Source organism: Endozoicomonas sp. ALB091 (genome assembly GCF_049310265.1).
Taxonomy (GTDB): Bacteria; Pseudomonadota; Gammaproteobacteria; order Pseudomonadales; family Endozoicomonadaceae; genus Endozoicomonas.
Genome location: NZ_JBLYNQ010000010.1, coordinates 21,657 through 45,000 on the forward strand (window position 1 = coordinate 21,657; position 23,344 = coordinate 45,000).

At 48.9% G+C, this 23,344-nt stretch carries 26 protein-coding genes (1 of these 26 running past the window's edge); 18 read left to right on the forward strand and 8 right to left on the reverse strand.

All coding sequences use genetic code 11. From position 1 onward, the window contains the following. Positions 1-53: 53 nt before the first annotated feature. Positions 54-566, reverse strand: coding sequence for a hypothetical protein (locus ACO6UX_RS22645; protein ID WP_422450584.1), 513 nt, complete (start codon positions 564-566; stop codon positions 54-56). A gap of 183 nt (positions 567-749) precedes the next feature. Beyond that, the gene (locus ACO6UX_RS22650; RefSeq protein ID WP_422450585.1) at positions 750-3,179 is read right to left on the reverse strand and encodes a hypothetical protein; all 2,430 of its coding nucleotides are present in this window, start codon (positions 3,177-3,179) and stop codon (positions 750-752) included. A gap of 384 nt (positions 3,180-3,563) precedes the next feature. Here ACO6UX_RS22650 and ACO6UX_RS22655 point away from each other — a divergent pair, with 384 nt between their 5' ends. The 3 genes from ACO6UX_RS22655 (at position 3,564) to ilvN (ending at position 7,094) form a co-directional block, all read left to right on the forward strand. Further along, positions 3,564-4,313: a hypothetical protein gene (locus ACO6UX_RS22655; protein WP_422450586.1), complete on the forward strand. Its 750-nt coding sequence runs from the start codon at positions 3,564-3,566 to the stop codon at positions 4,311-4,313. A 559-nt stretch (positions 4,314-4,872) separates the two neighbouring features. Further along, the gene (locus ACO6UX_RS22660; protein WP_422450587.1) at positions 4,873-6,603 is read left to right on the forward strand and encodes an acetolactate synthase 3 large subunit; all 1,731 of its coding nucleotides are present in this window, start codon (positions 4,873-4,875) and stop codon (positions 6,601-6,603) included. Then, complete coding sequence (gene ilvN / locus ACO6UX_RS22665) at positions 6,603-7,094, forward strand: acetolactate synthase small subunit (protein WP_101748023.1); 492 nt, start codon at positions 6,603-6,605, stop codon at positions 7,092-7,094. Before ACO6UX_RS22660 ends, ilvN begins: the two co-directional genes overlap by 1 nt. 365 nt (positions 7,095-7,459) lie before the next feature. Here the strand turns inward: ilvN and ACO6UX_RS22670 are convergent, their stop codons facing one another. Together ACO6UX_RS22670 and ACO6UX_RS22675 are read right to left on the reverse strand one after the other, a co-directional pair. Next, entirely contained in the window at positions 7,460-9,283 is a 1,824-nt protein-coding gene (locus tag ACO6UX_RS22670) for an ankyrin repeat domain-containing protein (RefSeq protein ID WP_422450588.1), read from the reverse strand. An 867-nt stretch (positions 9,284-10,150) separates the two neighbouring features. Then, a complete protein-coding gene (locus tag ACO6UX_RS22675; RefSeq protein ID WP_422450589.1) occupies positions 10,151-10,345 on the reverse strand; it encodes a hypothetical protein in 195 nt (64 codons plus the stop codon). An 87-nt stretch (positions 10,346-10,432) separates the two neighbouring features. Here ACO6UX_RS22675 and ACO6UX_RS22680 point away from each other — a divergent pair, with 87 nt between their 5' ends. After that, positions 10,433-11,317 carry a hypothetical protein gene (locus ACO6UX_RS22680; protein ID WP_422450590.1) on the forward strand — a complete coding sequence of 295 codons (885 nt, stop codon included), beginning with the start codon at positions 10,433-10,435 and terminating at the stop codon, positions 11,315-11,317. A gap of 148 nt (positions 11,318-11,465) precedes the next feature. Next, on the forward strand, positions 11,466-11,699 hold the full coding sequence (locus ACO6UX_RS22685; protein ID WP_422450591.1) for a hypothetical protein: 234 nt from the start codon (positions 11,466-11,468) through the stop codon (positions 11,697-11,699). A 224-nt stretch (positions 11,700-11,923) separates the two neighbouring features. On the opposite strand, the gene ilvY is transcribed toward ACO6UX_RS22685, so the two are convergent. Next, positions 11,924-12,808, reverse strand: a complete 885-nt coding sequence (gene ilvY, locus ACO6UX_RS22690; RefSeq protein ID WP_422450704.1) for an HTH-type transcriptional activator IlvY — start codon at positions 12,806-12,808, stop codon at positions 11,924-11,926. A 194-nt stretch (positions 12,809-13,002) separates the two neighbouring features. Here ilvY and ilvC point away from each other — a divergent pair, with 194 nt between their 5' ends. Beyond that, positions 13,003-14,019, forward strand: a complete 1,017-nt coding sequence (gene ilvC / locus ACO6UX_RS22695; protein ID WP_101749131.1) for a ketol-acid reductoisomerase — start codon at positions 13,003-13,005, stop codon at positions 14,017-14,019. Between the two features lie 86 nt (positions 14,020-14,105). On the opposite strand, the gene ACO6UX_RS22700 is transcribed toward ilvC, so the two are convergent. Together ACO6UX_RS22700 and ACO6UX_RS22705 are read right to left on the reverse strand one after the other, a co-directional pair. Further along, entirely contained in the window at positions 14,106-14,759 is a 654-nt protein-coding gene (locus ACO6UX_RS22700) for a DUF2959 domain-containing protein (RefSeq protein WP_422450592.1), read from the reverse strand. Next, positions 14,756-14,956, reverse strand: a complete 201-nt coding sequence (locus ACO6UX_RS22705) for a YqaE/Pmp3 family membrane protein (RefSeq protein WP_101749129.1) — start codon at positions 14,954-14,956, stop codon at positions 14,756-14,758. The genes ACO6UX_RS22700 and ACO6UX_RS22705 overlap by 4 nt, the downstream gene beginning before the upstream one ends. Before the next feature lie 150 nt (positions 14,957-15,106). Here ACO6UX_RS22705 and ACO6UX_RS22710 point away from each other — a divergent pair, with 150 nt between their 5' ends. The 6 genes from ACO6UX_RS22710 (at position 15,107) to ACO6UX_RS22735 (ending at position 19,799) form a co-directional block, all read left to right on the forward strand. Then, positions 15,107-15,826: an aspartate/glutamate racemase family protein gene (locus ACO6UX_RS22710; protein ID WP_422450593.1), complete on the forward strand. Its 720-nt coding sequence runs from the start codon at positions 15,107-15,109 to the stop codon at positions 15,824-15,826. Between the two features lie 109 nt (positions 15,827-15,935). After that, on the forward strand, positions 15,936-16,568 hold the full coding sequence (locus ACO6UX_RS22715; protein WP_422450594.1) for a LysR family transcriptional regulator: 633 nt from the start codon (positions 15,936-15,938) through the stop codon (positions 16,566-16,568). A gap of 82 nt (positions 16,569-16,650) precedes the next feature. Further along, positions 16,651-17,478, forward strand: a complete 828-nt coding sequence (gene pssA, locus ACO6UX_RS22720) for a CDP-diacylglycerol--serine O-phosphatidyltransferase (RefSeq protein ID WP_269676741.1) — start codon at positions 16,651-16,653, stop codon at positions 17,476-17,478. A 169-nt stretch (positions 17,479-17,647) separates the two neighbouring features. Next, a complete protein-coding gene (msrP, locus tag ACO6UX_RS22725; protein WP_422450595.1) occupies positions 17,648-18,685 on the forward strand; it encodes a protein-methionine-sulfoxide reductase catalytic subunit MsrP in 1,038 nt (345 codons plus the stop codon). Between the two features lie 20 nt (positions 18,686-18,705). Next, positions 18,706-19,293: a sulfite oxidase heme-binding subunit YedZ gene (locus tag ACO6UX_RS22730; RefSeq protein WP_422450596.1), complete on the forward strand. Its 588-nt coding sequence runs from the start codon at positions 18,706-18,708 to the stop codon at positions 19,291-19,293. 83 nt (positions 19,294-19,376) lie between these two features. After that, a complete protein-coding gene (locus tag ACO6UX_RS22735) occupies positions 19,377-19,799 on the forward strand; it encodes a hypothetical protein (RefSeq protein ID WP_422450597.1) in 423 nt (140 codons plus the stop codon). Here the strand turns inward: ACO6UX_RS22735 and ACO6UX_RS22740 are convergent. Next, positions 19,786-20,145 (reverse strand): HMA2 domain-containing protein, encoded by a 360-nt coding sequence (locus tag ACO6UX_RS22740; RefSeq protein ID WP_422450598.1) that lies wholly within the window; start codon positions 20,143-20,145, stop codon positions 19,786-19,788. The two genes, ACO6UX_RS22735 and ACO6UX_RS22740, sit on opposite strands and share 14 nt — an antisense overlap. A 141-nt stretch (positions 20,146-20,286) precedes the next feature. On the opposite strand from ACO6UX_RS22740, the gene ACO6UX_RS22745 reads away from it, so the two are divergent. The 6 genes in view from ACO6UX_RS22745 to ACO6UX_RS22770 are tightly spaced (at most 5 nt apart) and all read left to right on the forward strand, a layout consistent with a single transcriptional unit that may run on beyond the window. Further along, the gene (locus ACO6UX_RS22745) at positions 20,287-20,622 is read left to right on the forward strand and encodes a hypothetical protein (RefSeq protein ID WP_422450599.1); all 336 of its coding nucleotides are present in this window, start codon (positions 20,287-20,289) and stop codon (positions 20,620-20,622) included. Beyond that, a complete protein-coding gene (locus ACO6UX_RS22750; RefSeq protein ID WP_422450600.1) occupies positions 20,615-21,169 on the forward strand; it encodes a hypothetical protein in 555 nt (184 codons plus the stop codon). Before ACO6UX_RS22745 ends, ACO6UX_RS22750 begins: the two co-directional genes overlap by 8 nt. Continuing rightward, a complete protein-coding gene (locus ACO6UX_RS22755; RefSeq protein ID WP_101749123.1) occupies positions 21,169-21,522 on the forward strand; it encodes a YtxH domain-containing protein in 354 nt (117 codons plus the stop codon). Before ACO6UX_RS22750 ends, ACO6UX_RS22755 begins: the two co-directional genes overlap by 1 nt. Before the next feature lie 5 nt (positions 21,523-21,527). Next, complete coding sequence (locus tag ACO6UX_RS22760) at positions 21,528-21,839, forward strand: hypothetical protein (protein WP_269672296.1); 312 nt, start codon at positions 21,528-21,530, stop codon at positions 21,837-21,839. Then, positions 21,826-22,125, forward strand: coding sequence for a YtxH domain-containing protein (locus tag ACO6UX_RS22765; RefSeq protein ID WP_269672297.1), 300 nt, complete (start codon positions 21,826-21,828; stop codon positions 22,123-22,125). Before ACO6UX_RS22760 ends, ACO6UX_RS22765 begins: the two co-directional genes overlap by 14 nt. Next, on the forward strand, positions 22,122-23,344 hold the 5' portion of the coding sequence (locus ACO6UX_RS22770) for a heavy metal translocating P-type ATPase (protein ID WP_422450601.1). The gene runs 844 nt beyond the window's last position; only the first 1,223 of its 2,067 coding nucleotides appear in the window; the start codon lies at positions 22,122-22,124; its stop codon lies off the right edge, out of view. The genes ACO6UX_RS22765 and ACO6UX_RS22770 overlap by 4 nt, the downstream gene beginning before the upstream one ends.

Genomic DNA, 23,344 nt, shown 5'->3' on the forward strand with positions numbered 1-23,344 from the left:
CCTGCCTGTCGCAGGTCAATGGCTGATGGAATCTGCAGGCAAGCGCTGGTTATTCAGGTGCCGGATCTTGGTGGCGGATGACTGGCATGTCGATCCCGAATACCACAACAGCTGCGAAAAAAGTCGGCTATAGCAGCTGTACGGCCTCTGACTGGTTGATGCTCTTGTGGAACCATTTCTGACGCTTCCGTTGAAGGTTCTGCCTGTGAGGTTTGCAGGGCTTGTGGTTTGTCCTCTGGCTGAGAATCACTGATATTCGGGTCATGAGCTGATATTGCCGCTGGTAATGTTGTTGCAATATTAGAAAATGAATCTAATACGGAGGACATACTATCAGCACCGGCCAGTTGAGGTCTGGCTTCCCCTTCCGGTTGTGGATGAATCGTGCGGTCAGCTGCTTTTTTGTCATCTGGCACCTGCTCTGAATTAAATGCATCAGGAGGTGGTAGTAATGTTTCCCGTGATCTTGAAACTTCTGGCTCTGAGCTTGCGGCAGAAGAAATACCAACTGATTGACTTTGTTGTGTATATAAGATGGGGACTGAACCAGTAACAGAAGAATCCATAGCTACCTCTAAAAGGTCATTAAAGCATTATTTAGACCAATATTTTCACCGGTAGTTTCTCCTTGTTGATGTAAATTCAGGAAGATAAGGTAATTCATCTAAATTTCAGGTTATTTATACCCTATCTTATATATGCCCGAGATTTTTTATCTTTTTATCCAAAACTGCCTCTACAGGATAATCTCACTTAAACGCGTTTATTAATTCAATATTCTCCTGTGTACCGGATAGTGAGAAGTGGTTATTTTCTTTCATAAGTTGACCGGTACCATCAATATCCAACTGTGAAAGCAGTGTTAACACCTCTTGTCTGGATAGGTATTTTACCTGCTGTGACAGTAAACGAATCTTTTCCGGTAGTGTTCTGGCGGTTGCCATAAGCATTTCAAGTCGGCCAAATCTGATTTTCATGGTAAAGCTTTCGGCAGGCTGTGAGGTGATGGGTGCAAGCATTGCAGCCAATATACGGCTATCAATTTCATTTTCATGGTTTAACAGGTTGCAGAGCCATAACTTATCATCAATATTGATTTCGCTGCCGGATAATAATTTTACAATGGTATTAACCGTTAATTGAGCGGTACTCACGGCATTGGCTTTATATTCGTTCCAGAAACGTAGCAGGTAGTAATAGGTGGTGTCTGTCTTAAACTGGTTGTCACTTTTTGCCAGCCACTCAAGGCTTTTCAATGAGAACCGACACTTGGGGTGCTGAATAATGATCTCAATCCGGCTTGGGGATAAATGTGTGAGGTTCAGTTGCTCAAGGTAAAAGTCAGTGAATGCAGAGAGTAGCTGGTTCAACGTTGCATCGTGGATTTCGTTGCTGTCTGGTAAACTGTATTCTTTCGCCTCAAGCTCCCGATGTTGCCAGACTTCCAGAGCTTCGCTTACTTGCCACTGTGTGGCCACTTGAAAGTCATTGGGCAGGTAGCCGTTGAGATACTCTCCGCTGTTCTGGTTAGTGCTTTTCTGGCTGAAATTACTCGCCTGATGCTCAAGGGATTGTGGGAGGGGCGTGGCCGGTTGCCATGAAGCTATGGGATATCCATTGAAAGGAGTATCTGGATAGAAATAAAACAGATAGTCCCGGTAATCTTCAGCAAAATACCCATTCATAAGTAAGTAAAGTAAAGGGCCAAAGCGTTCTTCAGTCAGCGCTCTTAACACTGAATCCGCCATAAAGCCTTGCCGTAGCGTTTCGGCCACCGTTTTACCAGGTAGTTTATTGTCATGGAACACCGTCCAAAAGAGCCCCATACCATCGGTTAATTCTGCATGCTCTTTGGGATAAAGATTCTTAATAACGACCATGGCAAACAGCTTGTTGTTATTCGGCGCTTTAAAATCCGTGGATAACTGATCCAGGTAAATATGAAACTCATTAACGATATTGGTCATCAGTTTCATGTCGCCAATGGCGCTTGCAACATTGTAAATTAATGCTTTATCCATCCCACGGCTATTGATGGTTTTCAGCCGCTTATACAGTTCCGGGCCGGTATGTTCAGCATTGGGAGCGGGAATAATGGGAACCACCAGGTCAAAAAACCGGGTACGTTCGCTAGCCGTCAGTATTTCGTCCGCCAGGAGATAGATAAAATAGACGGGTTGTTTAATATGGCCTGAGCCATTCAGGTAGCCATTGACACAATACAGTGTTTCCAATGCTGTCTGCTGGGAAGGGCTTGTCAGGTTCTCAACAATGACCACATCATACCTGCCGTGGTTAAAGGCATGATTGATTTGATGGAGATAATGACTGACATCTGATCGGTCTGCACGGTTCTCCAGCCGGGTTCGCCTCTTTCTCTGGCCTGTTTTCAGTAACCCCGTAAATAGATACAGTACGACCAGTGTTCCCACCAGGAATAAGGAGAGTTCAGCTAATAATGGGGCATACTTTTTGGCAAAGGCCAGCATCGGGTCAGGTAAATACAGATGGAGTGCTTTGACCGTTGTACTTTGATCAATGCCCAGACTACCGCTGAGATAGCCCAGTGTTGCAATGGAATAGCTGGTCGATAAGGCCAGAAGCGCGCCAATGACTTTTTTCCAGCCTTTGGGTTTATGCTGCAGCGCCTTAATGTCATCGGGTAATTTGCCTGTGATGCTGCACAGAAGTTGCTCTAATAATTCTTTCTCATTTTCATTGCTATCCCCAGTAATGGGGGGATTGATTTCGGATAGCGGTGGCAAAAAAATCCGGGTGTACTTGAATTGTGGATTACGCTCGGTGAATGCATGAATAAACGCGCTTTTGCCGACACCAATGGCTCCGGAAATGGCAATATTTCGGGTTTCAGGCTGCTCTTCTACATTGAGGGCAGCCAGTAGCTCCCTCTCACACTTTTCGAATTGCTCATGTGGCATCGTCGTTGAGTTCAGAGGCCTGATAAGTGACTGGCCATCACGACGTTTCAGATACCGGGAAAATGTCCCTCCTGATGCCTTGCGAGCGGTGGTCGATCTGCCATGCTCAGGATAATGCTGCGAGTACTTTTCCCGGGCTGCCTGCCAACCTGCTCTTGCTGCTCTCCAGCCAGCCATGATTGCTTTGAGGTACCTGGTTTTACGGCGAATCAATCCTGACCGTTGAAGATGAGCCATCATTTCCCTGTAGCCTTTTCCATGACCAATGTTCGTGAGCCAACACATTAACTGTTTAAAATCGGCAGGATTTGGCAGTGGGTGAGCAGATATATTGGCCTGTTTTGATTGGCCAGCCTGTGACGTACATGGACAAATCGTTGTGATGCACCTTTACACTACAGGTATCGGCAGTTCTCTTTCCCCGGGGCAGGAACGTTCATCAAAAATGGCTGTCTGAGTCAGTAATTCCCGTGCAACCCCGAGAGTTTAACGTCTATGAATCTCGCTGATCTGACTGGGCCTTTTACACCGGACGTCAGTTTCCCTGCTAATGACGGTAATTCTCACCCTGTTTCCCCGGCTACCGTTGGACCAAGAGCTGTCTATCAAGTGCCAGTTGCAGCAGTGCAGTCTCAATTACGTGAGCAAAATCACATCAGAGATACGGTTCCGACAACCAGTACTTTATGGCCCAGGGAGGCTTCATTACCTGCACACATAAAACTGAGCGATGACATAAGCCAGCAAGTTAAACGGCAGTTATCAGACGATGCAAAGTGTATTGTTTACCATGCCAGCAGAAGCGCTGCTGATGGGGTAAAAAGCGTTCAATTCACTGAATATGCACAAAACCTTATGCGTCAGGATGGGTTTTCTGAAGAAGAGTTGTCCAGTGCTGTGAAGATGTGCAGTATGGTTGATTCCTCAGATACTTGTCACAAGCGCGACGACGATTGCGAGCTCCAGAGGCAGATCTATTTTGTTGCAAATCCAAAAGTGAATGAGTGGATACTTAACCACTTGATGTCCAGTTCTGACCTTGATCGCGATGTTGATGACATGATATTCGAGTATTCGGATGGCAACCGCTGGCATCCTTCGGGTTTCTTCGGTGCCACCGTTCCACAGCCTCTGGTGGATGACAGGTATGTTCTGATATCCAAACAACACGGGTCACCTTTTGAGCCAGCTGACTTAAGTGTCAATGTTCAGAAATATATATCTGACAGGATTGCCAGGCATCACTGCGATACCCTCAGCAGGCTATCTGAAATCGTAGAATGCAGCAGCAGTGACAACGATGAAAAATTATCAATATTAAGCGATTTTCTAAAGCCTTACCGGTCAAACCCTGGTGACTCAGAAACAAGGTAAAAACCTGCACGACTATGGATACAGGAGCTCCTCCCGACGACGGGAATCGTCGATAACCTCGTACTCTCCATTATTGCATTAGTCATTTATCGTCTTTCTGTGACAAAAAAATTCGTGTTCATCGAGGCAAAATCCGTATTTGTATTGACGGATGGCTGCTGAAAGTCAAAAATGGCACCTCCTGAAGCCGCCCAAGAAGCTGCGTTGGGAATTATGCGACAATTTGATGCCGCTTATCTGCGGCTCAGATAAGAGTGTTCCTTAGTGTACCGACTTCTCGATCTTGTGCTGAGATCATTTGTTGGTGCACTGCTCCTACCCGCACAGGAATGTAGCATTTCTGCAAGCCAGAATTGTGAGTCTCATGCAGCCCGGAGCTGCACTTGTTGGTGAAGGCTGATCGTTAAGAGATGCCTTTTCGTGTTCGCCAATTTCTAACACGCTCTGTTTCAGGGACTGTTGGCATTGAGTCGGGATATTCAGCGGCAGAAGATGTTAATAGCGCCAGCAATTCGGGGCGATATAAAAATTCATTCCAAATAAAGCCGAGGGTTAGCAAGTGGAGCTATTATCCGGCGCGGACATGGTGGTCCGATCACTGGCAGATGAGGGAGTCGAGTATATATACGGGTACCCGGGGGGGGCTCTGCTGCACGTCTATGACGCTATTTTCCGGCAGAAGGCGATTACCCATATCCTGGTACGTCATGAACAGGCTGCCACCCATATGGCAGACGGTTACGCAAGAGCAACCGGCAAGCCGGGTGTGGCCCTGGTAACCTCTGGTCCGGGGGCAACGAATACCATTACCGGTATTGCCACTGCCTACATGGACTCGATCCCCATGGTGGTGCTTTCCGGTCAGGTGCCGTCTGCCTTTATTGGCAGTGATATGTTTCAGGAAGTGGATATGGTGGGTATTTCCAGACCCATCGTAAAACACAGCTTCCTGGTCAAGCGGGCTGAAGATATTCCAGAGGTCATCAAGAAAGCCTTCCATCTGGCACAGACCGGTCGCCCGGGGCCTGTTGTGGTTGATATCCCCAAGGATATTACTGACCCGGGCAAAAAGTACCAATACAGTTACCCGCAAAAGGTACGGCTGCGTTCCTATAACCCACCGGTTAAAGGTCACAATGGCCAGATTCGCAAAGCGGTTGAACTGCTGGCAGAGGCTAAAAAAACCATTATCTATGCCGGTGGCGGTGTTATTTTGGGCAAGGCGTCTGAACAACTCACAGCGCTGGCGAAAACATTGAATGTACCGGTGACGAATACTCTGATGGGCCTGGGTGCCTACCCTGGTTCGGACCATCAGTTTGTCGGTATGCTCGGTATGCATGGCAGTTACTGCGCGAACCAGGCGATGCACAATGCGGACCTGATTCTGGCAGTGGGCGTCCGTTTTGATGACCGGGTGACCAATAACACATCAAAGTTCTGCCCGGATGCCAGGATCATTCATATTGATATTGATCCGGCCAGTATCTCCAAGAATATACCGGCGGATGTGCCGATTGTCGGGCCAGTGGATGCGGTACTGGACACCATGATCCGTCAGATAAAAGAGACCGATACCCGTATTGGTCAGGAAGCGCTCGATAGCTGGTGGCGTCAGATCAATGAATGGCGTGAAGGTCGTGGTGGCCTGTTCCCTTACGACAAGGGTGACGGCACTATTCTCAAGCCTCAGCAGGTTATAGAAACACTGTATGAAGTAACCCGGGGTGAAGACACCTACATCACGTCCGATGTTGGTCAGCACCAGATGTTTGCTGCCCAGTATTATCCATTTGATAAGCCCAACCGCTGGATTAACTCCGGAGGCCTGGGAACCATGGGCTTTGGTCTGCCTGCCGCGATGGGAATAAAACTGTCATTCCCGGACAGCCATGTGGCCTGTGTCACCGGTGAGGGCAGTATTCAGATGAATATTCAGGAGCTCTCTACCTGTCTGCAATATGATTTGAATGTGAAAATCATCAACCTGAACAATCAGGCACTGGGCATGGTACGACAGTGGCAAGATATGCAGTATGACAGTCGTTATTCCCATTCTTACATGGATTCACTGCCAGACTTTGTCAAACTGGCGGAGTCCTACGGGCATGTGGGCATGAGAATTACCGATCCGGCCAGGCTGACGTCGGCCATGGAGGAAGCGTTCTCGCTGAAAGACCGACTGGTCTTTATGGATATCCAGGTGGATACCAGTGAGCATGTTTACCCCATGCAGATCAAGGACGGCAATATGGCCGATATGTGGCTCAGCAAAACGGAGAGGACCTGATGAAACGGATTATCTCTGTCCTGGTTGAGAACGAACCCGGTGCACTGTCGCGTATTGTCGGGCTTTTCTCCCAGCGTAATTACAACATTGAAACATTGAATGTTGCACCAACGGAGGACAAGACACTGTCCCGCCTGACGCTGACCACGGAGGGCAATCCCCAGGTCGTTGAGCAGATTACCAAACAGCTGAACAAGCTGGTGGATGTGGTAAAACTGGTGGACCTGACCGAAGGTGCTCATATTGAGCGGGAGATGATGCTGATCAAGGTGCGTGCCGGTGGGCCACTGCGTGCTGAGGTAAAACGGACAGCGGATATTTTCCGTGGTCAGATCGTCGATGTGACCAGCTCTGTCTACACCATCCAGCTGACCGGAACCGGTGAAAAGCTGGATGCCTTTATTGAAGCCATTGGTCAGGCACAGGTGCTGGAAGTTGTGCGAAGTGGGGTGACCGGTATTTCCCGTGGGGAAAAAGTGTTATCTCTTTAAGCGCTGACTGTTAATCTTTTACCCCGGAGTCCGACTTCGGGGTAAATTATTCAAAGCCCCTTGATGGGGGAGTTTTGGCTTAGCCGGATTTCAGTTATTTGGAAGATTGCTTTCTAATACTTCCAGCATCATGTTGTTGTCAGGATGCCATGCCTTTTATTCCTCTTGCTGCTGCTTATACCAACTCCACCTTCTAAATATGAACTGCGCAGCCATTTTGAACCGCTGGATCTTCGTTGGAATTCCTCGCAATAGCCCTGCTATTACTCGTCATTCCGCCTTGCCCAGCGGTCCAAAATGACTTGCTCGTTATCATATTTAGAAGGTGGAATTGGTATTATTTTGCCCCCGATTGAATAACAACATCAAAGGTCCTCAGATAGATTTACTGATGTCTGAACCTTCAGAAGATTGACGATGCCTGAGTAGGTTTTGATTTCTGCTATTTTGTTATTCAAGACTGGTCCCGGATTGCCAAAGGGGAACATAGCATGAAGGGTGCGGCCTACCGCTAAGCTCTCTCGAGCTATCGTTAGAACAGTTTCTGAAAGTTCAAGGGCGGTCTTTCCGTTCTGGGCTCTGTCTTTGGTGGAGGCACCTTGGTCAATCAGGCGCTGAACTGCATTTGAATGACCTTCAATGGCCGCATAATGGAGGGGGGTCATCATGCCAACATCCTTTGCCAGCGCATCTGGTGTGACATCCACTCTGCTGGTGGTAGCATTGACGAAAGCACCATGGCCAATCAGTTGATCAATAACCTTTGACTTACCAGATTTAGCCGCAAGATGCAGAGGTGTTTGTCCCCGGCTGTTTTTGGCATTGACGTCAACTTTACAGGCAATCAGTACCTCAATGGCGTCATGTGCGTGGTGACTGAAGACTGCACAGTGCAGGGGCGTCCATCCAGAATGGTAAAGGGTATTAACGTCAGCACTCCGGGTTATCATGGCCTGGATTTTGTCTTTTTGTCCCTCCATAATCACCTCGTGAAAGGCTGATTTACAAGAGCCTGGATAATGAAGCGTGTTAATGTCAGCCCCCGGAGTTCTGGCTAGCAATTGGTCGAATAAATTCCAGTCATTGATTTTAATCAGTTCACTGAGCAACCCGGCACGCATATCGTCACAAGGTGCCTCAGAGCGGCACAGGGCACTGGCTAACGACCTGATGATGGGTGTAGTCAGTTTGTTTACTCTGTTTATCCAGCTCCATAGCGTCTCGCCACGGCCAATAAGTACATTGGTGGCTGCGCCAGCGGTCAGCAGAAGATCAACGGTCTCAACCTGACCGGTCTCAATAGCAATGTGAAGTGGTGTTTTTTTGTACTGTTTCCGGTGGAATTCCCTTTCACCGTATCTTACTGTGGATTTATCGGTTCTCTCCCTCATTCTTCCTATGTTAAAAAAATGGTGTATTGTCGTTTCAACCCTAAACACTTTTGGCAACCATGAGGCTTGGGCATCAATATTAGCGCCCCTGTCAAGCAATAGCCGAATGGAATCATGTTGCCCATGTTCTACCGCAAAATGGAGGGGGGTCCTGCTACCGGCAGTGATATCAGCGCCTTTGTCAAGCAAAATCTTAATGACATTAAGGAAACCTTTTGCAGCTGCAAAGTGAAGTGGGCATCTTTCATCCGGGACGAGGTGATTAATGCCAGCGCCACTGTCAATAAGGGCAATTATGGCCGCTTCATGACTATTTAACATCGCAAGGTGGAGGGGAGTATCACCGTGCCTGGGGGGAGTGAGGGCATTGATGTCGGCACCGTGGTTAACAAGACACTTGATCGTCGCTACATCACCTTTGCTAGCCGCGCAGTGCAGGGCAGTTATCCCGCCTTTGGTGATGGCAGTGGCGTTTGCACCCTGTTCAAGCAAGCCCTCGACAAAATCAGACCGGCCTCTGGCAGCTGCCACGTGGAGTGGCGTCTTCTCAGAGTACAAACAATGGGCAATTTTCCGTTTACAGAGTGGACAGCCGAAATCGGCATGTTTTGAGTCTGTAAGCCACTGATCAATGCACCAACTGTGATAGATATGGGTACAGGGAAACGTCGCAACAATACCACTGTTACCCGGGTTTTCAAGGCAGATAGCGCATTTTTCAGTTTCCACATCTTCTGGTTGAGAGACCAACGGGGCAGCAGTAGTTGGTATCGGGTTACAGTGATAGACATTATTCATTACTAAAATACTAAAGCCTCAATACGTTACAGATGATTGACAAATTAATTAATCAGATTTAAAACTGCCTGAGTGGTTAGATTGGTCTATAAGCTATTAGTTCAGTTTCTCTGTAGAAAAGGATAATCATTTTTCCAGGGTGTTTTCAGGTTTATTTACCTGGTTAGCTACTTACACAAATATCATTCTGAAAGATTTTTTTATATTGTGGGTTTCCAGGCTGGCATGGCCATCAGCAATATTCCGGGTACCTTTTTCTCGTTAAATTATTTCTTCTTGTTTTAGCCGTTCATTGGTGAATTGAGGTTGAAATGTAGAATTATTACTAATCATAAATGTATCTCCAACGCAATTTCCGTTACTGGCTGAAAAAGCGTTAATACGAGTATTTCACTACTTTTGTGTTGATAATTATTTAACGGAATAGCATTAAGAAGATCTTGAAGTCTTGAAATAGTTATAACTGCATAACTGAATGTCCCAATAGGTACCACGAGAATTTATACTATAGGAGGTTAAGAATTATTCCACTGCAAGGATTGAAAATAGATATGTGAGCTCAATCATCGGGCTATGCCAGGATGTTGAATAGACACTTGATCTACCTCAGATAAGATCTAGACTGCCCATGCTGTAAGTCATCGGGTGATATTGAAAACAGTCGTCAAACATTCCAGGGCAGTTAAAGAGGAAATCATAATGACACCGATTTCAGCCCAGGCTTCAATTGCCACTGCTAATACCAGTGATCCTGCCGATGTTCCGAAAAAATCCCAAACGGCCACTTTTTCTCATCGAAACGTTTGTTTTTCAATGGGTCTTCCTTCGAAAAAAATACAATGCAGCGGTGAAAACCATTTGATAACATCAATAGCGCAGTGTCTGGGAGAAGGGCATCTTTTGTGCCGGGATTGTCAGTTGACCTCCAGCCCTGGAACCCTGACTCAAATGCCCAAATGTCCACTTGACGGCTCCGATGTCGTGGATGACATTGCCGAAACCCGCAGTTTCGGGCACACAGAGATACCATGCCCTTCTGCTACCACATTTGAACCTTGCCATGAATCGGCCTGCACCTGGAAAGGCCCTTACCGGGAGGTCAAATCTCACCTGGATGAATGTGATGGAATTCCCGACAGCACCAAATTAATGATGCAGGGTAAGCAGCTAAAAGAGCTGCAAGCACAACTCATGAATTCAGAGAAAAAACAAAGTGCGAGGATACAATCTCTGACTCAGAAATATGAAGCACTGGATCAAGGAACGCTTCAGGTATTGAAACGAGATGCAGAGAACCTGCTGCCATTATTGACGAGAGCCGTTCTCTGCTTAGGCAATGCGAATCGGAACATCGACAGATTGCGAACGCGGCTTGATCGATTGGAGGAACGCACTGGTAACATGGAGCGACAGTTCAATAGTTTTGTTTTCCGAAGTGCCCGGCAATCAGCTGTCGAGAGTTTAGCCGCCGAGCAAAGATACCTGACTAACCTGCAGCGATCTTACGTAACGGCTGGAAGTTTGTCTCCCATGGAGTCGTCTGATAATACAGGTAGATGTGTTGACGTTTTTTTATGGCGAATAGATGGGGTCCAGTCATGGCTGGCAGATGCCGCAACAAGGAAAGATCAGAGTCATTATTGTCCTGCAGTCTATACAACAGACCGCTACTGTGTGTCCGGACAACTTTCTTCTTATGAACAAGCCAGTGCAAGAGGTTATCTCGGGGTCTATATTGCTGTGTGGAAAGGTCAATACGATGAGCAGATTCGCTGGCCAATGAATAAGATGATCTCGGTGTCTCTGATTGATCAAAATGACCCTGCCAAACGTGCAGGGGGAATGTTTGCCTCTGAGGAGAAGCCAGGCTTCCAAAAACCGCAAAAGCGGGTAAATAGCGGATGGGGTTTTTCTAAATTCCTGGCGCTGAATGATCTGAGCAATCCTGAAATTGTGCAAAATGACTCCCTGCATATAACGATTAAACTGGAGGATCCCTCACCCGGCTCTGGTGCATCGGAACGGCATCATTAAGGATAGAAGTAGCAATCAAATATGGCTTCACAAATGGATATGTTGCTGATGCGAAACGAGTTCGTATAAGTACATTGTCAGGTGTCTCTGTGCCATCTCTCAAAGTCTGCTATGTTCATGGCTCATTCAATAAAAACAGGTAGTACCTATGTCACTGGAAGCCAAGGTAAACGCTCTCGACTATGCGTTCCAGGAAAACAACAAAATCCTTGAAGCGACTCATGGAGTTGTATCCCTGATCCTCAATGAACAACGTGAGAAGTTCAAAGAGGTTGATCGCCGTTTGGACGCGGTTGATCGCCGTTTCGACGCGGTTGATCGCCGTTTCGACAAAACCGAAGAGTTGCTCATTCAAATCGTTAACCACCTTGCCAGCAAGTAACACGTCACCTAACGAACAGCATCAAGGGAATCAGTGCGCCTTACGCAAAGACTCAGCCTGTTCGTAATGTTCATCAAACGTAGACGGTCTGCATGGAAGAACTCTTCCGTCTACAACCAGAATCCAGTCACCCTTGCACAGCAACATCCCCTGTTTTTGGATTTTCCAAATACAGCCGTTCTACCTTTATAAAAAACAACTCATTCAGTGACGTGCAAGCCCGTTTACTCGGATAGCTGCTGCCAGAATGCGGCAATCAGTGGATTCTTTAACTTTTTTTCCAGTACACACAGCCCCACTTGATAAGGCCTAAGTTCCGGACTGACTGTTAATACCTGAACCTTTCCAGCCAGCGGGCTGTTATTCAAGACAATCTCAGGAACCACACCAACACCAAAACCAAGGCTGACCATACTGACAATGGCCTCATTGCCAGCCACCTGGGCATAGATTTGTGGGTGTCTGCCATTAGCCTGAAACCAGGCATCCAGTCTTTGCCTTGCTATTCCCTGTTCCTGCAAAATCATGGGAATGCCTTCAAAGTCATCAACCAGCAGGGATTTGGCGTTAAGGGTTTCTGCCAGCCGGGATTCAACAGGGGCAATAAACCGTAGCGGTGAAACGGCTATTTGCTGAAATGCCAGTCCGGCAGGAAGGTTGTCAGGCCTGGCGGCAATGGCCAGGTCTTCCTGTTCGGTTAATACCCGTTGAATCGCTGGCTCAGGATCACCGGTGTGCAGTTTGATTTCAATGCCCGGGTATCTTGGTCGAAACTGGCTGAGAATCTCATAGAGAAAGCTATAACTGGCGGTGACTGAGCAATACACGCTCAATGAACCGTGAAGTTCCCCGGCACCAGCCACCAGTTCATGATGAATTATGTCCCATTGCGAGAGCGCTTCACGGGCATAAGCCTGAAATCGTTTGCCTTTTGGTGTGAGCGAGACACTTCGATTGTTCCTTTCAAACAGTGTCACCCCCAGCTGATCTTCCAGCTGCTTGATGTTGCGACTCAGGGTTGACGGGCTGACATGGCAAATAAGGCTGGCCCTGTTGAAATGCAGGGATTCTGCCAGTGCGAGGAACTGTTTCAGAGGGCGAAGGTCTATAGCCATAGGGAAATCAGGGTTATTTCATATTTTGCAATTTTAAGTTGCAAATATATCACTAAATGCAACTATACGCAGAATCACCTATCGGTTATGGTGTACCCCACGTTGGGAGAGCGGTGACTGTGGGAAGCCGCTGTGTAAATAACAAGCCTAAATCCACCGGACTGGTGTTTTCTTTCAGGAGTTATTCGATGAAAGTTTATTACGATAAAGACTGTGACCTCTCCATTATCCGTGGCAAAAAAGTCTCTATCATTGGCTATGGCTCCCAGGGTCATGCCCACGCTAATAACCTGAAAGACTCTGGTGTTGAAGTAACGGTTGGCCTGCGTAAGGGCTCTTCTTCCTGGGCCAAGGCGGAAGCAGCGGGTCTCCTGGTGGCAGAAGTACCTCAGGCTGTCGCTCAGGCTGATGTGGTTATGATTCTGACACCGGACGAGTTCCAGTCCCAGCTTTACCGGGAGGTGATTGAACCGAACCTGAAGCAGGGAGCGACCCTGGCTTTTGCCCATGGTTTCGCCATCCACTACAACCAGGTAGTACCTCGTGCTGATCTTGATGTCATCATGATTGCCCCCAAGGCACCGGGCCATACTGTGCGCTCAGAGTTCGTTAAAGGCGGCGGCATCCCAGACCTGATTGCTATTTTCCAGGACGCTTCCGGCCAGGCCAAAGACGTTGCGCTCTCCTACGCGTCAGGTGTCGGCGGTGGTCGTACCGGTATCATCGAAACGACGTTTAAAGATGAAACGGAAACCGACCTTTTTGGTGAACAGGCCGTGCTTTGTGGTGGTGCTGTTGAGCTGGTCAAGGCCGGTTTTGAAACCCTGACGGAAGCGGGCTACGCACCGGAAATGGCTTACTTTGAGTGTCTCCACGAACTCAAGCTGATTGTTGACCTGATGTACGAAGGCGGTATCGCCAATATGAACTACTCCATCTCCAACAATGCGGAGTACGGTGAGTATGTGACCGGCCCACGGGTGATCAACGACGAGTCCCGCAAGGCAATGCGTGAAGCGCTGAAAGATATTCAGAACGGTGAGTATGCCAAGAAGTTTATCTCTGAAGGTGCTCTGAATTATCCATCCATGACCGCCTATCGTCGCAACAATGCGGCCCACCCGATTGAGAAGGTGGGTGCCCAGCTGCGGGAAATGATGCCCTGGATCACCGCGAACAAGCTGGTTGATAAAGAGAAAAACTAAGAATGGGTAGTTAGAGTTGTCGCTTGAAAAAACAGGATATTTCGCAAGAAATATCCTGTTTTTCGTTGAAGATAAAGAGCCGAAAATCAGGGCTGCTTGAGCGCTTGAATAAACTGCCGTGACTGGTCAATGGAAACCTGCATATCACTGATCAGGCGATCAATATCCGCCTTGATGGTGTTGAACTCCCCTTTCAATGCGCTGATGGCCCGGGCATTCAGGTTATGCTTTAGATAAAGCACCTGATCCTGAAAGGCATCCAGCACCGGCTGCATCCGTTGTTCAGATTTTTCCAGACTGACCATCATACGCTGATACTGACGTCGGGTGTCTTTCAGCTTCTGGGCACTGGCTCTGCGCAGACTATCGCTCTTGTAGAGAGTGAGTTCGTCTTCCCATTCGTCAAACAGTGCATCAGACACACTCTGAACGCTGGCAATGCGGTCTCTTACTCGCTCTGCAGCGGCCAGGCTGTCCTGGTATTCTGAGTTCAGGTCATTGTAGGCGGCTTCCAGGTCGCCACCCTCAAAGTTGATAACACTCTGGAACTGCTCCAGTGCACTTTGGAATTGCACCTGTGCCTGCTCCTGTGCAGTTTGGGTATCTTCAATGCGATCCACCATAATATCGCGCTTATGGATGCCTACTTTTTCCATGGCGCTGTAATAAGTGCTCTGGCAACCGGCCAGCAGGAGCGTCGCTACGAACAGGATGGCTGTCTTCAGTGTTGCAATTTTCATCGGTGATTCTTCTCAATGGCGTCGATCAGTTCTTTGTTGCGTTTGTCGGCCAAATGGCTATTCACCACAAACAACGCATGGATAACACCCGGCAACCAGGCACATAAGGTAAGGATAATATTCAAGATCACTTGAAATGGCTTACCGCAGAGTAGTACAGCCAGCGGCGGTAAAATAATGGCCAGAAAATAGCGCATAACCTGTCAACCTGTTCACTAATATAACTATGGCCCGATTTTGTATCACAATGCTTTTTCGGCATAAACCGGCCATTTTCAGCATTTCACAACCCATGGTGGTTTGGCAAACACTGTGCTCAATAACCCGTTATGGTTGGGAGCACAGCAATGCTGGGTATCCTTGGGGGAATGGGGCCGCTGGCTACCGTGGATTTTATGCAGAAAGTGATTGCCCTGAGTCTGGCGAACAGCGATCAGGAGCATTTGCCGATGCTGGTACATAACGTACCGCAAATACCTGATCGCAGTGCCTGCATTTTGCAGGGCGGCAAAGACCCTCTGCCATCCTTGTTGCAGGGCTTAAAGCGGCTGGAAAACGCTGGTGCAACGTGCATCGTGATTCCCTGCAATACTGCGCATTACTGGTTTGGTGCCCTGCAAGCGCACAGCACGGTAAAAATGATCAGCATTATCGATGTTGTGTGTCAGGAGCTTGTCCGGCGCGGCATCACCAATGTGGGCCTGATGGCAACCAACGCCACCGTGGCAGCGGAGATTTATAAACAGCGTATCGGTGCTTTGGGTGGAGAGTACCAAGTGCCGGACGATCTCGCCCAGCAACAGCTAATGACTGCGATTTACGACATTAAAGCCGGTCGCCCGGAACAAGGCTCACGGGGTATGCAAATGGTGTTTGATGGCCTGCTTGCTGGTGGTGCCGAAGCCGTTATCCTCGGTTGCACAGAAATTCCCATTGGGCTGGCCAACATCGCACAACAGCAACCTGAGCGGTGCATTGACGCCACCGAGCTGTTAGCCAGAGCCTGTGTCGATTGGTATTACTCCGGTCACGACAATCATTACCTGGGCGAAAAACAGGCGGCGTAACCCGCAGAGCAAAAAGGCAGCGTTTATTAAGTCGCTGTCTTCTGTCTGTATTTCTTGCTCACTGTTTTGTGTCAGACTTGCCGCCGACCATTCAGCAAGTTGAAACAGGATGAATCTGGAAACTAAATGGCTGGAAGATTTTCTGGCTTTGGCCGAGCTGCGGAATTTTTCCCGTGCGGCGCAGCATCGTAATGTCACTCAGCCCGCTTTCAGCCGTCGCATTCGCAGCCTTGAGCACGCCCTGGGGGTGGAACTCATCGACCGCACCACAACACCCCTGGCACTGACCCCCGAAGGTCGGCTGTTTCATACCACGGCGCGCAATCTGTTGCGCCAGATGGACGACGGCGTACAACCACTCTTTCGCCTGAGTGGTCAGCTCGGGTCGATTCCGCTGCTGGGTTACAGTCCCGGGGCCTTTATGGGGCGTCAGGTGAACGGCCTGCTGAGAAAGATCGACAACCTGCCCCGTTTCCAGCCGGTGATGGAATCGTCCCTGACCAACCTGCTCAAAGTGATGGCTCTCAAAGGTGGGGGCATTGCCTGGCTGCCGGGTTATGCCATTGTTGATGAGCTGGCCAGTGGCCAGCTGGTGGACTTTGCCGGTCTGGATCAGCGGGAGAAGTATTGGGGCTATATTGAAATCAAGCTTTACCGAAATGATGTTCGTCTGCACGCTGGCGCTGAGCGGTTCTGGTCGGCACTTGGTAAACGATGTCAGCGAGGGTGGTTACTGACCTAATGTTTGATCTGACGGTGTCCCTCAAAAAGCGTATTCGTGATACAGTCTCACGATGATTCTGTAATGATGAGCAGATGCACTAATGACTGAGAAAATGGAAAAGCCGGAGAGTAATAAAGATGCCGTCGACGGTTTTTTTCCTGTAGACGAGCACGAAGAAGAAGTGATTGAAGAAGGACAGGCGATTCGTCGCAAAGGGATCTACCTGTTACCCAATCTTTTCACCACCGGCAACCTGTTTTGTGGTTTTTACGCCGTTATCGCTGCACAGGCGGGGCATTTTTCCCTGGCCTGTATTGCCGTATTTGTCGCCATGATTCTGGATGGTCTGGATGGTCGTGTCGCCAGGATGACCAACACCATGAGCAAGTTTGGTGAGCAGTATGACAGCCTGGCGGATATGGTCACCTTTGGTGTTGCCCCGGCCATGGTGGTCTTCAGCTGGGCGCTGCAGGATCTTGGCAAGTTTGGCTGGATGATTGCGTTTGTCTATGCGGCTTGTGCAGCCCTTCGGCTGGCGCGGTTTAATGCCCAGATTGAAGTCACTGACAGTCGCTACTTTACCGGCCTGGCCAGTCCGGCGGCGGCAGCGGTAGTGATTGGTATGGTATGGGCACTAAGTGACTTTGGCCTGGATGGTGAGTCCACCTTCATTGCCATACTTGGTGCGCTGATTACCGGTGGGGCTGGTGTCCTTATGGTCAGCAATATTCGTTATCAGAGCTTCAAGAAGATTGATCTGAGAGGTCGGGTACACTTTGTGTTCCTGCTGGCGATGGTTCTGGCCTTTGCCGTGGTGTTTATGGACCCGCCCCGTACACTGCTGATGATCTTTCTGGCGTATGCCTGCTCTGGCCCGATTACCGCGATCTGGCGGCTTGGTGACAACAAGAGTGATCAAACGGTTTAGTTTCTCTTAGCTTCTTGATAAAGCCGGCATTGCTGGCTTTTTTTATACCTGCGAGAGATGGATGCTTGAGCTCGGCAATATCCATTGGCATTATGTGGAAATGCGGCCTTTCATGTGATCGCCTCGCCAGAATGACCGTAATATAAGCAGTGTTTGGTAAGGAGATATCATGCTACTGAAAATAAAAAAACGCTCAGATATCGGCAGTAGTGAAATTACACCCGAGCATATCTATCATGACCGACGACGTTTTATGCAGCAGTCCGGGCGTTTTGCCCTGGCCGGGCTGGGGTTGATGTTGGCAGGGTGCTCCCAGGAGGGCGAAGCCAAAGCCATCAGTAAACAACCACAAGACGGTGTTATTCCTTCTCAGCCGGGTCCCGAATGGCTAAAAAAGCAGGTTCTTGCATTTAACTCTGACGTTTACACGACAACTGAAGCATTGACACCACATCAAGTGGTTACTTCCTACAATAACTTTTACGAGTTTGGCACAGGGAAAGGTGATCCGGTCAGGAATGCTCATTCTCTGAAAACCGATCCATGGTCAGTGGTGGTGGAAGGTGAGGTTGCCAGGCCTGGTCGCTACCATCTGGAAGATATTCTCAAGCCTCATGCGATGGAAGAGCGCATCTACCGGCTGCGATGTGTTGAAGCCTGGTCCATGGTTATCCCCTGGATTGGTATCCCGCTGGCTAATATTCTTAAGCAGTTTGAGCCGACGTCCAAAGCCCGTTTTGTCGAGTTCACCACACTGCATGACCCTGAGCAGATGCCAGGGCAGAAGGCATCCTTTGGCTCTCTGGACTGGCCTTATGTTGAAGGGCTGAGAATCGATGAAGCCATGAACCCGCTAACCCTGATGGCGACCGGGCTATACGGCGATATCTTACCCAATCAGAATGGTGCGCCGTTCCGGCTGGTGGTACCCTGGAAGTATGGTTTCAAAAGCATCAAATCCATAGTGAAAATTCGTCTGACCGAACAGCAGCCGAAAACCACCTGGGAAACCTCCGCACCTCAGGAGTACGGGTTCTATGCCAATGTAAACCCTGCGGTTGATCACCCTCGCTGGAGCCAGAAACATGAACGACGGTTGCCAAGTACACTGCTGGCACCTAACCGGATTGAGACTCAGCCTTTTAATGGCTATGGCGAAGAAGTTGCTGACTTATACAAGGGCATGGATTTAACACGCTTTTACTGAGTTGTAAAAAGGATAGGGCTATGGATCGGGTTGCCAACATCAAGCTTGCTGTATTTCCTCTCAGCCTTTTTCCATTAGCCGATCTGATCATGAAGGCTCTGGAAAACAATCTGGGGCCAGACCCTGCCAGCGCTCTCACCCACGGGCTGGGAGAGTGGGCATTAATATTTTTGCTCTTATCGCTGGCTATCTCACCAGCACGACGGCTGACGGGTATAGGAAAACTGATCCGGTTCCGGCGGATACTGGGGTTATTCGCCTTGTTCTATGCGGTTTTGCATCTATTGGCTTACCTGGCTTTTATGCTGTCCTGGGAATGGCAGACACTGTTAGAAGACCTTTATAAGCGTTCTTATATTATTGTCGGTGCTTTTTCACTATCGATTCTGGTTGCGCTGGGTGTGACTTCAACAAAAAAAATGATGAAGCGGCTGGGTAAGCAGTGGATTCAATTGCATCGACTGGTCTACGTTGCTGCTGTTCTTGCGGTTATTCATTTTCTCTGGCTGGTTAAAAGTGACTATACGGAACCTGTCATTTATGGCGCTTTACTGGCGATCCTGCTGCTGCTGAGGACCCGGGTGTTTTCTTTTGGCAGAAAGCGGTAGCTATATTTTCATGTATTGTAAATAAGATTCATTTTTATTTGCATTGTGGTAGTGTTCGGTCTGCTGTATCGGGAGACTGAAACATGAGTTCGAGTAGTGCATTAAAAAAACTAAAAAAACTCGGTAAAAAGTCAGCCAAACTGCAAACCAGATCATGGATGCAACTGCAGGCACTGGCTGAAAGACAAAGTGTTGGTGTTGCAGAAAAGGTTCAGGTGTTCTCACCTGAGGTAAAGTCCATTGTTCAGGATGCTGTCGTCAGCGCTGCCAGAGAACTGGCTGCGCCATGCAATCCATTGATATCCTGGTTTCAGGAAGGCAACGATGCACCATTTGCTTCATTCGGCGTCTCTTCTGATTCTCTACAGCCGACAGTGGAAAAATCCCGGCGTGAACAGTCCATACTGCACCTTCCCCTGAAAAGCCCACCCTGTAAGCAATGTCCGGCAAAAGCCAACGGCATCTGTAAATGTGCCGCTAAAAAATTTGGGACTACAAGCTCATAATAACCCGGCTGACTGAGGGGCCCACCAGACGGGTTAAGGCCAGGCCAGCCATACCTCTGGCAAAGGTCTTTGTGCCGGAAACAACGGCATTTTCAATAAAAGAGGGGCGTCCATCCGATTGCAGCCAGCCATTACTGTCCAGAATATCCAGCAGGCTTTTACTGTCCAGTTCGTTGTTATCAAATTGAATGGCCACTGAGCCTGCATGTCGTTTATGGGTCACACGCTGTATGGCGTTGATCTTGCCAAGTTTGGTAATAAGCCTGCTGACATTTTCAGGATTCTGGCGAATATAGTCAGATCGAATCCTAACTCTTTGATTTGTTTGATGAATGTAAGTATTCATAAGTACTTTAGTGTTACTGATAATTATTATCATTCGTGACACTATCATCACTGTTGATTTAAATCAAAAAAAGAGTAAATATTTTTCGTCGTACAATCACCGCACCGCTGTTTCCTCTGTATTGGTGGTATATTCCGGCCCATGCAAAAGCACATCAAACAAGCCCTGATGCTACGGCGATGGGTGTCAATCGGTTATCATTTTCCCGGGCGAATTCGTCTTAAGTACAAGCTGGGTATCTTGACAAAACTGGCAGGTTTTAAAGCAGCGGATATCGAAACGGTGCTTTCTGATATTCCCGCCTTCAAGAATTACATACTAAACTGTGCCACTGACAGCATAGTGATTGATTACGATGCAGAGATCATTAACCCACAATGGCTTGATGAATTGTTTTGTGAATCTGAAGCCGATGCTGCACAGGCCTGTTATCAGATAGCCAGATGTCTGGAACTGGATGGAAGTCGCCATGAGTAACGATGCAAAGAAGGCAGCGGAAGAGTCAGCCTTCAGGCACTATGACAATATGCCGCCCAGCGGAATGCTGCCCAGCGGGGCCTACGGATACGCAGGCTATGACCCTTATGCCGCCGCACCAATGGGACAAATGCCTTATCCGCCACCTCACCCTTATTATGGACACCCGGGTTACCCCCATAGCCATTACCATCACCCGGCCATGATGCCTCCACCGCCATACTGGCCAGGCTATCAGCCCGATAGGTCACCGCAAAGTGCGCCTCCACCCGCTCATCCACTGACTGAGCAGGCTCAGGCCGTGGTGGAAAATGCCCTGGGAGAAGACGCCGGGATGTTTAAAGAATTACTGGGCACTCTGGGTGTTAATGACCGGGAATTCTGGAAAGGGGCTATGATCGGCGCAGCTGCGGCATTGCTTCTGGGTAATGAAAATGTGCGTGGTAAATTGCTGGAAATGCTGGCGGGTGTCGGCAGTATGCTGAAAGGGGCAGGCGCTGGAACACCGGAGTCAGCTGAACACAATAACTCAGAGGAAGTCAGATAATGAATGATAAGCGCTTCTGGCAGGGGGCTCTGGTTGGTGCTGCTGCCACACTTTTGCTGACCAATGACAAGGTGCGTGGAAAGCTGGTCGATTTGGTGACTGGCGCTGGCAATATGGTCAAAAGTAGCGGTTCTGCTGTTAAGGAAAAAGCCAGTCACACGGTTGATTCCGTCCGGGAAAATGTAACCACCGGTGGTGAAATTTTCCGTGATACCTATGCGGCGGGTAAACAGGGCTTTCAGGCGTCGGTAAAAAAACATCAATCGCCAAAAGAGCAGCCAGATGTTGAACCGGTGATTGAAATCGTTGAGGTAGAAGCCTCTGCCAACGAGAAACCCGCTCAACCGGAGTGATCCTGATGAGCAATGCAAACAAGAAACTCAGCACCGCCAGCCGGGCAATGATTGCCGGTGCCATGGTGGGTGGCGGAGCATCGGTGATCAGTCGCTGGAATACCTATAAGGCGGGCGACGTGGATACCCATGAGCTGGCCAGGGGGGCGGTCAAAGCCGCCCTGCAGGCGGGCGCAGTCAGTGGCGTGACAACTTATGCGGCGGAAAAGATGGCAGGCCGCCCGGTCCTGTCAATGCTGACTCTGGTTGCCGCAGGCACCGCTGGCCTCTATTTAATGGATCAATTGTTGGACAGTAAAAAGCATGACCGGTCATAACCCTTACTACGGCTATAACGCCTACGGCCACTCTCAGTCAGGTGACGTAAGTCGAGAGCCAGCTTACCGTCAGCAGAACAGTAAAACCCACTTTGTTATGGGGCTGGCGGCTGGGGCTGCTGTTGCCTATCTGCTCTCGAATAAAAAATTCAGAGAGGGTATGGCGACCACGGGAGAAAAAGCCTGGTCTGCTGTTCGTGGAGAAGTTGAAGAGTTGAAAGAGCGTCTGGAAGATACTCAGGCTGAACTTGAGTATTACCGCAATCTCCACAAAGGCGACAAATGACTGTTTTGCAGGTTAAGCATCACTTGCCAGGACGCATTCGCTTCAAAATCGCCGTATTGCAGGAATACCCGGATACCGGCGCATGGATCAGGCAAGCGTTGTTGAGTATTCAGGGACTGCATGATATCCGTATTAATGAAGCGGCCTGTTCAATCGTCGTTCACTACGATACACAGCTGCTGGATGCAAAGATAATCAGTGCCCGCTTATCTCAGCTTGATCTGGATGAAGCTGAGCAGGAAGAAAGTAAGCATGAGTTTACCCGTGGTGATATCGCCCTGAATATCCTTGGAACGCTGGTGGCCGCATTACTCCCCAATAAATGGGGTGGGCTGTCAACGGCTGCGCTGATTGCACCGGCCCTGATGGAAGGTTTATCAGACCTCGCAGAGCGCAGGGTTTCCGTTGAGGTGCTTGATGCCATTGCTATTGGGCTCTCTTTCTGGCGGGGTGATTATAAAACCGCCATGATGACCCAGAGCCTGATCAGCCTTGGCGAATATATGGAGCAGAAAACCAGCCGTAACAGTGATCAGCTGCTGGCAGATCTGATGCGTCCGCAGGAAAGTGAGGTATGGCGGATCAATGGTGCTGGTCACCGGGAGTTGGTTCAGTCAGGCGCATTGCAGGTTGGCGACCTGATTGAACTGCAGCCGGGCTCAGCAATACCGGCTGATGGTATTGTGATATCCGGTGCTGCGTTTATTAATCAATCGACGTTGACCGGAGAGAATGTGCCTGTCCGCCGCGAAGAAGGTGCGCTGGTTTATGCGGGTACCACTGTCCACGATGGCACGGTTTCAGTCCGGGTTGAGAAGGTAGGGAGTGAGGCGACCACAGCCCGGATTGCCCAACTGATTTATGAATCACTCAGTGAAAAAAGCGAAATTCAGCAGGTTACCCAGGATATGGCCGATCGCCGGGTGAACATTACCCTGGCCATGGGAGCCGCCGTGTTTGCCCTCACTCAGGATATTAATCGGGTTGCCTCGGTATTCCTGGTGGATTATTCCTGTGCTCTCAGGCTCAGCACGCCGGTAACGTTCAAATCCATCATGTACCGTGCGGCTCAAAATGGCATTTTGTTGAAGGGCGGAAGTGCTATTGAAAAGCTGGTGACCGTGGATACCTGTGTATTTGATAAAACAGGAACACTGACTTACAGCGATATGGAAGTTACGGACGTTGTTCCTCTGTGCAATAACAACACAGGCCGTGA